Origin of the sequence: Streptomyces plumbidurans (genome assembly GCF_019857225.1) — a bacterium.
GTDB classification, from domain to species: domain Bacteria; phylum Actinomycetota; class Actinomycetes; order Streptomycetales; family Streptomycetaceae; genus Streptomyces; species Streptomyces plumbidurans.
This window is the reverse complement of record NZ_JAFJSY010000040.1, coordinates 108,620-120,296: the sequence shown is the minus strand read 5'-3', so window position 1 is coordinate 120,296 and position 11,677 is coordinate 108,620. Positions and strand designations below refer to the sequence as shown.

Here is an 11,677-nt window from a genome sequence, read left to right as displayed (position 1 = left end):
TACTCACGCGTATGTCCACACACAAGACCGGCCCCGTCCGCGAACGGACGGGGCCGGTCTCGGTACTACGCGATGACAAGCCCGGCAACACTTGCTACGACGCCGGTACCTGCAGCAGTTCGTCCGGCGAGCCCAGCCCCCGGCCGGAGATCTTTCCGGACACCGCCCGCTTGACCAGCGCCTTGGCGACCTGCGCCGGTGTCGCCTTGGGATGGCTGCCCAGATAGAGCGCGGCCGCACCGGTCGCGTGCGGGGTCGCCATCGACGTACCGGAGAAGGTCGCCCTCCCGGTGTTACTGGCGTAGGAGGCCGAGGTGATCGACACCCCTGGGGCGAACAGATCGACGGCCGAGCCGAAGTTGGAGAAGCTCGCCCGCGCGTCGTTCCTGTCGGTCGCGCCGACCGTGATCGCCTGCTTGACGTCGGCCGGGGAGTAGAGCGCGGCCGGCAGGCCGTCGTTGCCCGCGGCGACGGCGTAGGTGACACCCGAGGCGATCGAGTTGCGGACGGCGGCGTCCAGCTGGGCGTTGTGGTAGCCGCCCAGGCTGAGGTTGGCGACGGCCGGTTTCCTCGCGTGCCGGGTCACCCAGTCGATCCCCGCGATGACCTGCGCCGTCGTACCCGATCCGGTGTTGTCCAGGACCCGCACGGCGACGACCTTGGACTTCTTGGCCACGCCGTAGGCCGTGCCGGCGATCGTGCCGGCGACATGGGTGCCGTGGCCGTTGCCGTCGGAGGCGGTCCTGTCGTTTCCGACGAAATCCCAGCCGTAGCTCGCGCGGCCGCCGAAGTCCTTGTGCGTGATGCGGATACCGGTGTCGATGACGTACGCCGTCACCCCGCGCCCGGCCGATTCGGGCCAGGTGTATCTCCTGTTCAGCGGCAGGCCCCGCTGGTCGATCCGGTCCAGGCCCCAGGACGGCGGGTTCTTCTGGGTGTGGTCGAGCGTGATGCGGGTGTCCTGGACGACCGAGGCGACCCTGGAGTCGGCGGCCAGGCGCTTGGCCTGTCTCTCGTCGGCCCTGATCGCGTAGCCGTTGAGGACCGTGTCGTAGGTCTGGCTTATTTTCGCCCCGTACCGCTCGGCGACCTCCTTCCCGGTCGCCGACGGCGCCTTCGTGTCCCCCTTCAGTGTCACGAGGTAGCTTCCCCCGACGCTGCCGGGTTCCCCGGCGCCGAGTATCCGTCCCTCCGGTAACGCCTGCGCGGGCAGGGTGATGGCCGAAAGCGCGGCGGCACAGGCCACCGCGGTGAGGCCCCCGGTCCAGCGCAGACGCCGCGTTCGCGTCCGTGCCATGGGTCAGTCCCCCTCCATTGGCTCCACCCGGCAGCCTCTCGTGCGGCGCAGAAGACCCACAAGAGGGCCTACGGGGGCGGAATCAGCCATGTCCGCCATGGTGGATGAGAGAAGGTTGCGGCGTTTTCCGGACTCTGTAGGAGTGTGTCGTGTTCTTCGGTGCGCCGTGGTTGCGGAGCCCCTCGCACCGATACCTTCGATGTGACGACGAGGCGCACAGTGTTGTGCGTCCGCACAGCCACATGCGTCGAGGTGGAAAGTGAAGGCGATCCGTCGGTTCACCGTCCGTCCCGTTCTCCCCGAGCCCCTGCGGCCGCTGAGTGATCTGGCCCGCAATCTGCGCTGGTCCTGGCATGCGGAGACCCGCGACCTGTTCCAGTCCGTCGACCCCGAGCGCTGGGCCACCAGTGAGGGCGATCCCGTACGGCTGCTCGGCAGCGTGTCACCCGCGCGGCTCGCGGAGCTGGCCGAGGACCGCCGCTTCCTGGGCCGCCTCGCGGCCGTCTCGGAGGACCTCGCCGACTATGTGACCGGCGACCGCTGGTACCAGGCCCAGTCCGGCGAGCTGCCCGCCGCCGTCGCCTACTTCTCGCCCGAGTTCGGCATCACGGCCGCCCTGCCGCAGTACTCCGGCGGCCTCGGCATCCTGGCCGGCGACCATCTGAAGGCGGCCAGCGACCTCGGTGTCCCGCTGATCGGCGTGGGCCTGCTCTACCGGCACGGCTACTTCCGGCAGAGCCTGTCCCGCGACGGCTGGCAGCAGGAGCACTATCCGGTCCTGGACCCCAACGAACTGCCCCTCACCCTCGTCGAGGAGCCCGACGGCACCCCCGCCCAGGTCCTGCTCGCCCTGCCCGGCGGCAGGCAGCTGCACGCCCGCATCTGGCTCGCCCAGGTCGGCCGCGTCCCGCTGCTGATGCTGGACTCGGACGTCGAGGAGAACGACCTCGGCGAACGCGGCGTCACCGACCGCCTCTACGGCGGCGGCAGCGAACACCGGCTGCTGCAGGAGATGCTCCTCGGCATAGGAGGGGTCCGGGCGGTGCGGACGTACTGCCGGCTCACCGGCCACCCCGCGCCCGAGGTCTTCCACACCAACGAGGGCCACGCCGGCTTCCTCGGCCTGGAGCGCATCGCCGAACTGTCCGACCAGGGGCTGGACTTCGACGCGGCGCTGGAGGCGGTCAGGGCCGGCACCGTCTTCACCACCCACACGCCCGTCCCCGCCGGCATCGACCGCTTCGACCGCGAACTGGTCGCCCACCACTTCGGACCCCAGGCCGAACTCCCGCGCATCGACGTCGAACGCATCCTGCGGCTCGGCATGGAGACCTATCCGGGCGGTGAGCCGAACCTGTTCAACATGGCCGTGATGGGGCTGCGGCTCGGCCAGCGCGCCAACGGCGTGTCCCTGCTGCACGGCCATGTCAGCAGGGAGATGTTCTCCGGACTGTGGCCGGGCTTCGACCCCGCCGAAGTGCCGATCACCTCCGTGACCAACGGGGTCCACGCACCCACCTGGGTCGCCCCCGAGGTCTTCCGGCTCGGCGTCCGGCAGATCGGCGCGCAGCGCACCGAGGACGCGCTGACCGTCGGCGGCTCCGACCGCTGGGACGCGGTGGGCGAGATCCCCGACCAGGACATCTGGGAGCTGCGGCGCAGTCTGCGCCAGCAGCTGGTGGACGAGGTACGGCACCGGCTGCGCGCCTCCTGGCGCCAACGCGGCGCCGGAACGGCCGAGTTGAGGTGGATCGACGACGTCCTCGACCCGGACGTCCTCACCATCGGGTTCGCGCGGCGCGTCCCCTCGTACAAGCGCCTGACCCTGATGCTGCGCGACCGCGACCGGCTGATGGACCTGCTGCTGCACCCGGAGCACCCGATCCAGATCGTGGTCGCGGGCAAGGCGCACCCGGCGGACGACGGCGGGAAGCGGCTGGTGCAGGAACTGGTGCGGTTCTCCGACGACCCGCGGGTGCGCCACCGCATCGTCTTCCTGCCCGACTACGGCATGGCCATGGCGCAGAAGCTCTACCCCGGCTGCGACATCTGGCTCAACAACCCGCTGCGCCCGCTGGAGGCCTGCGGCACCTCCGGGATGAAGGCCGCCCTCAACGGCTGCCTCAACCTCTCCGTCCTGGACGGCTGGTGGGACGAGTGGTTCCAGCCCGACTTCGGCTGGTCCATCCCCACGGCGGACGGGGTGGGAACCGACCCGGACCGGCGCGACGACATAGAGGCGGCGGCGCTGTACGACCTGCTGGAGCAGCGGGTGGCACCCCGCTTCTACGAGCGCGGCCGGCACGGCCTGCCCGACCGGTGGATCGAGATGGTCCGCCAGACCCTGACCCTGCTCGGCCCCAAGGTGCTGGCCGGCCGGATGGTGCGCGAGTACGTCGAGCGCCTCTACACCCCCGCCGCCCACGCACACCGCGCGATGGACCCGGACTCCGCGCGCGAACTCGCCGCCTGGAAGGCACGGGTGCGGTCCGCCTGGCCCGGCGTCACCGTCGACCACGTGGAGACCTCGGCCCACATGCCCACCGCGGAACTCGGCACCACGCTCGCGCTGCGCGTGCGCGTCGGCCTCGGCGACCTCGGCCCGGAGGACGTGGAGGTCCAGGCCGTCTCGGGCCGCGTCGACCAGGAGGACCGCATCGCCGACGCGGCCACGGTCCCCCTGAAACCGGCAGGCGGCCCCGACACCGAAAACCGCTGGCTCTACGAGGGCCCCCTCGCCCTCGACCGCACCGGCCCCTACGGCTACACGGTCCGCATCCTCCCCACCCACCGCCACCTCGCCTCCAGCGCGGAACTGGGGCTGGTGACGGTGCCTTCGGAGGAGACGGGGGAGGGGGGTGGGGTGTTGATGCGGTGAGTGCTGGGGCGGGCGATCTTTACCCGCCCTTGACGCTCGTGTTACTCGGTCGCGAGGTCTGGCATACCTTTCCTGTAAGCGCGGTGACTACGGTCCCCGGCATGACATGTGCACGGGCAGGCGTACGGGGGCGGGGTCACAGGTCGGTGTGGTGTCGATGAGTGATCTGAAGGCGGACACCAAGCGCATCCGTGAGTGCTCCCGGGCGCTGCAGAGGATCTATGACTCCTTCACAGGAAGAGCCAATCCTGCCAAGGATTTCTCGGCCGACGAACTAGGCAACAAGCTCATCGTCGACGCCTTCGACGAGTTCGCCGACAACTGGAAGATCCACCGCAAGGATCTCGCGGAAAAGATCAGGAAGCTCGGCGTCATCACCTGGGATGCCGCCAAGAACTATGACGCCATCGATTCCGAACTGGCCCGGGCTCTGCGGGAGCAGGATGCCCGGACTGCATCGGCACGAGGCGCGAAGTGAACCGTCCTCCAGCCCACGCGTGGGCAGTGCTCGACGAGGAGTCCGATCCGGTACCGGGTGACCCGGATGCCGTTGCCCTGCTCGGTCAGTCGCTGCGTGAGGTCGCCGGCGACATCCAGCGTGAAGCGGGGGACGTGGAGGCGCTTTGCCGTGTCGAGGCATGGAAGTCCAAAGCGGCCGACACCTTCCGCGACACGGCACACGATGCCCTCAAACCGTTGCGCAAGGCCTATCACCGGTATGACAAGGCCGCCAGCGCCATGGGGACGCGGGTGCGCGCGGACAGTACCGACGACTGGGCCAGTGCTCTCGAACATGCGCAGCAGCTGGCCGGCAAGGCGCTCAAGGCGGGACAGACGGCGCACGAAGAGCATGAATCGGCGGTGCGGAGCCTGAAAGCTCTGCCTCCGGACACCAAGGACGACGACCCCGAGTTTCTACGGCTGAAGAGGAAGCGGGACCAGGCCGCGGACGACCTCAGCAGCGCAAAGTCGGCGCTGCGGCATGCCAAGGATGTGCGTGACGCCGCAGCGCGGAAGGCGGCCGCAGTCATCCATCGATCCGTCACCCATGACGGTATGCACGATTCCCGATGGGACAAGTTCGACAACGCGGTGGACTCGGTGGTGTCCGGCGTCGGTGGCTTCCTTGAAGACGTGGGCATGACCGCCGTCTCGGATCTCGCCTCGCTGGGCAACGCCATGATCCATGACCCCGGTTCCACAGCGTCGGTCGCCCTAGGGCTCGCCCTGACGGTCATGGGCGCCGGCGAGGAGGCCGGCGGAGTCCTGCTGGACGCCACCGGCATCGGAGCGGCCCTGGGCATCCCTATCAACGTTGCTGCCGCAGCTCAGATAGCCGTCGGGGTGTCTTTGGCGGGCGCTGGGATGGCTTCCATCGCGAGCGACGCGGCGGGTCCCAACCGGGTTGACATGACGTCCGATGGATCGGGCGGCGGAGGGGGCGGTGATTGGGACGCTGCCGAGGCCGACCGGACCAAGCCTTCGGGGCAGCCGGACCCGAATGCCCAGCCACGTGGAAAGCCGGAGTCGCTCAGCAAGAACGACGACGCCGAGACGGTCCGCGCGAAGGGGCGGGAGCGGCACTCGGCGGACACCCTGGCCAAACAGGGATACGACGTCGAACAGACCCCGGGTACGATCAACGGAAAGAACCCTGATTTCCGCATCGAGGGCAAGGTCTTCGACAACTACGCCCCGACCGCGAAGAATCCGCGCTCCATCTGGACGGCCGTGCAGAAGAAGGTGGATGCGGGCCAGACCGACCGGGTGGTGCTGAACCTCGGTGACAGCGACGCGGACCTCGGGGCCGTGCGGTCGCAGTTCCACAGTTGGCCCATGAACGGCCTGAAAGAGGTCGTCGTGATCGACCGCGCGGGCAACGTGGTTCATCTTTACCCGTAGTCGCCGAAGGAACCAGAAGGAACAAAAACGTATGGCGATCGAATACGACCTGGACTGCGCGACGCGCTTGTCCGCGCTCGATGTTGCGCTCCCGCTGGCAGAGACCGGCAGGGAAACCGGGCTCTTCGATGCGTCCGTCACCGGCGAGCGGCTGGTGGAGGAGGGGGCCGTCACCCGGCTGGGGACGTGGGTGCGTGTGGTCACGCCGCGACCGCCGCAGCCGTGGAACCCGGTCGTCACCGCGTTCGGCTTCACCCCGACCGTCGACGTGCGCTTCCGCATGGCCAAGGGGGTCGAGGTCGCGGACCAACAGGACGACATGATCCGGCTCGTCGCGCCCCTGCTGACGCGGGTGGGCGGCGACGCCGTCCTGCATTACCAGTACGAGGTCGTCTGGCTGCTCCGCAAGGACGGCGAGCTGAGCCTGAGCGAGCGGGACGACATTTGGCGTCCGCAGCGGCTGGCCTTGATGGTGCAGCCCTACCACCGGCAGACCCGCACGATGGACTTGGACTGATCCCGCAGATGACGTTTCGCTTTCACTCCACTGACCTGCCGGGCAGGGACCTCTGGTGCCCCAGCCCGGAAGTGGCCCGCGCGTTCGTCGGGACCGCAGAGGTTTTCTCCCATGTGTTCGGCGTGAGGACAGGGATCGGCGATCCGGACGACGGCGTCTGCACCATCGACTTCCGGGACTTCGGCGCGCTCTGCGGTGCGGTCATGGACCGGTTCAGCACGACGGAACAGGGAATCCTGCGCTCCCTGTCCCTCGGCTTCATCGCGACGTCTCTGGTGCTCATCGACCGTGCCGGGTACCGCGCTCCCGCGATGCCCGGGCCGGCTCAGGAACTGGCCTGGGCAGCGCTGCGCGAGCAGCACGCGCGAGTGATGCCCGTCTGACCACCGGTGCGGTGAGCCCGGGTCAGTCCTCTGCGTACGGGGCGCAAATCCTGCGGAGTACCGATCCGCAGCGGTGGGCGTAGGCGTGTTGGAGGGCTCGGGTGGCGGGGCCGCCTGCTCGGGCGTACCACTTGGTGGCGCGGCTGAAGGCGGTCACGGTCAGCCAGACCGTGCCGTCTCCGGTGCGGTCCACCATGAAGGACTCCTCGCCGGATTCGGGGTGGCCGGCCAGGGTGCCGTAGGCCCAGCCCACGCGGCGGGGTTCCTCGACCGTGTAGACGACCCGGCACGGGGCCTTGATCATGCCGGCCAGGGTGACGGTGACGTCGACGCCCGGGGCGGCCCGGTCGGCGCCGGTCTCGATGCCCATGCCGAGTTCGCGGTGCACCTCCCAGGTCAGGATCGCCTCGCAGGCTCTGTGGAAGACCTTCTCGCCCTCGCCTATGCGCGTGCGCACATGCATCGGGTGGAACCCCGGCGGACAGAAATCCCCGCGGCGGGTTCCGCCGACGTCGTCGTACGTGAAGTCCTCCAGGCGCATGGCACCCAAGAGTAGGGCGGTACCCGGGACTCGCTCGTCCCGGGTACCGCCCGTCCGCCGAACCCCCTCGGGGTCAGCTCACGTTGACCCCGGACCAGGCCGCGGCCACCGCCTTGTACTCGGTGCTGTTCGCGCCGTACAGGTCGGACGCCGCGGACAGCGTGCCCGCACGGGCCTGCTTGTAGTTGGTCGTCGACGTGAAGTACGTCGTCAGCGCCTTGTACCAGATCTGCAGCGCCTTGTCCCGGCCGATGCCGGTGACCGTCGAGCCGTCGGACGTCGGCGAGTCGTAGCTCACGCCGTTGATGACCTTGGCTCCGCTGCCCTCCGACAGGAGGTAGAAGAAGTGGTTGGCGACACCGGACGAGTAGTGCACGTCCTTGTTGCCGACACCGGAGGACCAGTAGTCGGCCGAACCGCCGTCCTTGCTGGGCTTGTCCATGTAGCGCAGCGGGCTGCCGTCGCCGTTGATGTCGATCTTCTCGCCGATGAGGTAGTCGCCCTTGTCGGACGAGTTGTTGGCGTAGAACTCGACACCGGTGCCGAAGATGTCCGAGGTGCCCTCGTTCAGGCCGCCGGACTCACCCGAGTAGTTCAGGCCCGCGGTGGCCGAGGTGACGCCGTGGCTCATCTCGTGCCCGGCCACGTCCAGCGCGGTCAGCGGGTGGTTGTTGCCCTCGCCGTCGCCGTACGTCATGCAGAAGCAGCTGTCGTCCCAGAACGCGTTGACGTAGTTGCTGCCGTAGTGGACGCGGGAGTAGGCGCCGACACCGTCGTTCTTGATGCCGGTGCGGTTGAAGGTGGACTTGTAGAAGTCCCAGGTCTCCTGCGCGCCGTAGGCGGCGTCGGCGGCCGCGGTCTGGTCGTTGGCGTCGCTGGACGCGGTGCCGGTGCCCCAGGTGTTGTCCGAGTCGGTGAACAGCGTGCCGGTGCCGGACGTGCCGTGCTTGAGGTTGTACGTCTTGTGGCCGCCGCGCGAGCCGTCGGTCAGCGTGTACGACGAGCCCGAGCCGGACGTGGTGAGGCTGACCGTGCCCGAGTACAGCGTCTTGCCGGTGCCGGTGGCGTTCTCGATGCCCTGGTACTCGAAGAGCTTCTTGCCGGTCGCGGCGTCGGTGATGACGTGCAGCTGGTTCGGGGTGCCGTCGTCCTGCAGACCGCCGACGATCGTCTCGTAGGCGAGGACGGGCTTGCCGGAGCCGGCCCATACGACCTTGCGGGCGCCGTCCGCCGCGGACTTGCTGGAGCCGAGCGTCCTGGCCGCGCTGACCGCCTGCTTCTCGGCCTTGGCCGGGGTGACCTGCGCCTTGAGCGAGGCGACCTTGATGGTGGCCTTCGTCGCCTTGGTGACGCCCTCGGACTTGCCCGCCTTGGAGGTGTGCACCACGAGGTCGCCGCCGAGGACCGGCAGGCCCGCGTAGGTGCGCTCGTAGCGGGTGTGCACCGTGCCGTCGGCATCTCTGACGACGTCCTTGACGATCAGCTTCTCCTTGGCGCCGAGCCCTATCTGCCGGGCCGTGTCGGCTATGCCCGCCTGCGCCTTCTGTATCAGCGAGGTGCGGGCCGCCGCCGAGAGCGCGGTCGGCGCGGCGGCGAGAGGCGTCTTGCCCGTCTGGTCGGACGGCACCTGGGCCGAGGCCGTACCGGCCGCGAGTCCGCTGGTGAGCAGGGCTCCGGCGGCGACGGCGGTGGCGATGGCCAGGTATGAGCGCTTGTGACGCGCGTAGCTGGGGGTTGTCACACAAGCTCCTTGTCGTGGGGGACCGGCAAGGCGTGGGGGCCCGACCGGCGTTCGGAGTGACGTTGTGCGGCGGTTGTGAGGAAGGGTGACATCGGGGCCGCGTACATGTCAGGACCCCGAAGTGATGTTGGCTGAAAATCGACTGCCGGGGGAACATTGCAGTCGTGTAACAGCACAGGGGCTCGGTAAAGGCATGTCCATCCGCCGGTACGGGTGCGGCAAAGGCAAGGGCGCCGCCCCGGGGAGTCGAACTTCCGGAGCGGCGCCCTTGCTCGGGGCTCTCGATCGGCCTACGGGAAGGTGAGCTTCCAGCTGTTGATGTAGCCGCTGTCCTGCGCCGCCTGGTCCTGGACCCTCAACTTCCAGGTGCCGTTGGCGACTTCGGAGGAGGCGTTGACCGTGTAGGTCTGCTGGACGTTGTCCGCCGAGTCGGAGCCGCTGAAGTTCTTCAGCCGGTACGCCGTCCCATCCGGCGCGAGCAGATCGATCACCAGGTCACCGCGCCAGGTGTGCACGATGTCGACCGAAACCTGAAGGTTCGACGGGGCGTTGCCCGAGCGTCCGGAGACGGTGATCGGCGACGTCACGGCCGGTCCGTTGTCCGGAATCGACACGTCGCCGGTGTTCTCGAACGACGTGCCGCCGCCCCCGCCGCCACCGGAGCGCGAGCCGACCGCGATGCCGGCCCAGGCGTCCTGCACGGCCTTGTACTCGGTGGACGTCGTGCCGTACAGCTCACCCGCCGCAGCGAGCGTGCCGGTGCGGGCCGACGCGTAGTTGGTGGTGGAGGTGAACTTCGTGGTCAGCGCCCGGTACCAGATCTGCAGCGCCTTGTCCCGGCCGATGCCGGTGACCGGAAGTCCGTCCGCCGTGGGCGAGTTGTAGCTGACGCCGTTGATGACCTTGGCGCCGCTGCCCTCGCTCAGCAGGTAGAAGAAGTGGTTCGCGGGACCGGACGAGTAGTGCACGTCGAGGCCGCCGAGCCCCGAGTACCAGTTGTCCTTGGACGCGCCGTCCTTGCTGGGCTGGTCCATGTAGCGCAGCGGGCTGCCGTCGCCGTTGATGTCGATCTTCTCGCCGATGAGGTAGTCGCCCTTGTCGGAGGCGTTGTTGGCGTAGAACTCGACACCCGTGCCGAAGATGTCGGAGGTCGCCTCGTTGAGGCCGCCGGACTCACCGGTGTAGTTGAGCCCCGCGGTGTTCGAGGTGACGCCGTGGCTCATCTCGTGCCCGGCCACGTCCAGCGCGGTCAGCGGGTCCTGGTTGCCGGAGCCGTCGCCGTACGTCATGCAGAAGCAGCTGTCGTCCCAGAACGCGTTCACGTACGAATTGCCGTAGTGGACGCGGGAGTAGGCGCCGACGCCGTTGTTCTTGATGCCGGTGCGGCCGAAGGTGGCCTTGTAGAAGTCCCAGGTCTCCTGCGCGCCGTAGTGGGCGTCCGCGCCCGCGGTGGCGGCGTTCGACGTGGTGCCGTTGCCCCAGGTGTTGCTGGTCTGCGAGAACAGCGTGCCGGTGCCGGACGTGCCGTGGTTCAGGTTGTACGTCTTGTGGCCGCCCCGGTCGCCGTCGTTCAGCGTGTACGTGGAGCCCGACTGCGTCGTGGTCAGCGAAACCGTGCCGCTGTACTGGGTGTTGCCGGTGCCCGTGGCGGTCTCGACGCCCTGGTACTCGAAGAGCTTCTTGCCAGTGGCCGCGTCGGTGATGACGTGCAGCTGGTTCGGGGTGCCGTCGTCCTGCAGACCGCCGATGACGGTCTCGTACGCGAGGACGGGCTTGCCGCTCGCCGCCCAGATCACCTTGCGCGCGCTGTCGGCGGCCGTCCTGGTGGAGCCGAGGGCCTTCGCGCGCTGCACGGCCTGCTTCTCGGCGGCCGCCCTGGTGATGTCCGGGGTGACGTCGGAGACCTTGATGGTGGCGTTCGTCGCCTTGATGACGTGCGTCGTCGCGCCCGACTTGGCGGTGTCCACGATCAGGTCGCCGCCGAGGACCGGCAGGCCGTCGTAGGTGCGCTCGTAGCGGGTGTGGAGGGTGCCGTCGGCGTCCTTGACGACGTCGCGGGCGATCAGCTTCTCCTTGGCGCCGAGGCCGATGTCGCGCGCGGTCTGCGCGCGGGCGGTGTCGGCGTCGCGTATCAGTTCGGCGCGCTGGGAGGGGGTGAGCTTGACGGCAGCGTGGGCCGGGGCCGCCTTGGCGGCCGGGGCGGCGGACGCGGCGCCCGCCTGGACGGCCGCGGCGAGCAGGGCGGTGACGCCGGCGACGGCGACGATGTGGGAGGTGCGTCTGCGAGAGGAATTGCTTCTCAACACTGACTCCTTCTGCGTGGCCGCGGGGTTGCGCGGCCAGGGGAGATCCGGACAGTGGGTCGACCGTCCGGGCAGAACTGGGCAGAACCAATGCGGAACCAGGTGCACGGCCGTG

9 protein-coding genes are annotated in these 11,677 nt (G+C 69.0%); 5 read left to right on the top strand and 4 right to left on the bottom strand.

Annotated elements, in window-relative coordinates; translation table 11 throughout:
- Positions 1-94: 94 nt before the first annotated feature.
- The gene (locus JYK17_RS24940) at positions 95-1,297 is read right to left on the bottom strand and encodes a S8 family peptidase (RefSeq protein WP_128801895.1); all 1,203 of its coding nucleotides are present in this window, start codon (positions 1,295-1,297) and stop codon (positions 95-97) included.
- Between the two features lie 259 nt (positions 1,298-1,556).
- On the opposite strand from JYK17_RS24940, the gene JYK17_RS24935 reads away from it, so the two are divergent.
- From JYK17_RS24935 to JYK17_RS24915, 5 genes are all read left to right on the top strand, one after another.
- Positions 1,557-4,175: a glycosyltransferase family 1 protein gene (locus tag JYK17_RS24935; RefSeq protein ID WP_222811212.1), complete on the top strand. Its 2,619-nt coding sequence runs from the start codon at positions 1,557-1,559 to the stop codon at positions 4,173-4,175.
- 157 nt (positions 4,176-4,332) lie between these two features.
- Positions 4,333-4,653 carry a hypothetical protein gene (locus JYK17_RS24930; RefSeq protein WP_222811211.1) on the top strand — a complete coding sequence of 107 codons (321 nt, stop codon included), beginning with the start codon at positions 4,333-4,335 and terminating at the stop codon, positions 4,651-4,653.
- Between the two features lie 26 nt (positions 4,654-4,679).
- Entirely contained in the window at positions 4,680-6,077 is a 1,398-nt protein-coding gene (locus JYK17_RS41035; protein ID WP_222811210.1) for a CdiA C-terminal domain-containing protein, read from the top strand.
- Between the two features lie 31 nt (positions 6,078-6,108).
- Entirely contained in the window at positions 6,109-6,594 is a 486-nt protein-coding gene (locus JYK17_RS24920; protein WP_222811209.1) for a SitI3 family protein, read from the top strand.
- A gap of 8 nt (positions 6,595-6,602) precedes the next feature.
- A complete protein-coding gene (locus JYK17_RS24915) occupies positions 6,603-6,977 on the top strand; it encodes a DUF6086 family protein (protein WP_222811208.1) in 375 nt (124 codons plus the stop codon).
- A gap of 22 nt (positions 6,978-6,999) precedes the next feature.
- Here JYK17_RS24915 and JYK17_RS24910 read toward each other — a convergent pair whose 3' ends face one another.
- The 3 genes from JYK17_RS24910 to JYK17_RS24900 form a co-directional block, all read right to left on the bottom strand.
- The gene (locus tag JYK17_RS24910; RefSeq protein ID WP_222811207.1) at positions 7,000-7,518 is read right to left on the bottom strand and encodes a DUF1990 domain-containing protein; all 519 of its coding nucleotides are present in this window, start codon (positions 7,516-7,518) and stop codon (positions 7,000-7,002) included.
- 73 nt (positions 7,519-7,591) lie between these two features.
- The gene (locus JYK17_RS24905) at positions 7,592-9,259 is read right to left on the bottom strand and encodes a M4 family metallopeptidase (protein ID WP_108015566.1); all 1,668 of its coding nucleotides are present in this window, start codon (positions 9,257-9,259) and stop codon (positions 7,592-7,594) included.
- Positions 9,260-9,549: 290 nt separating this feature from the next.
- On the bottom strand, positions 9,550-11,562 hold the full coding sequence (locus tag JYK17_RS24900; RefSeq protein WP_128801892.1) for a M4 family metallopeptidase: 2,013 nt from the start codon (positions 11,560-11,562) through the stop codon (positions 9,550-9,552).
- Positions 11,563-11,677: the final 115 nt, after the last annotated feature.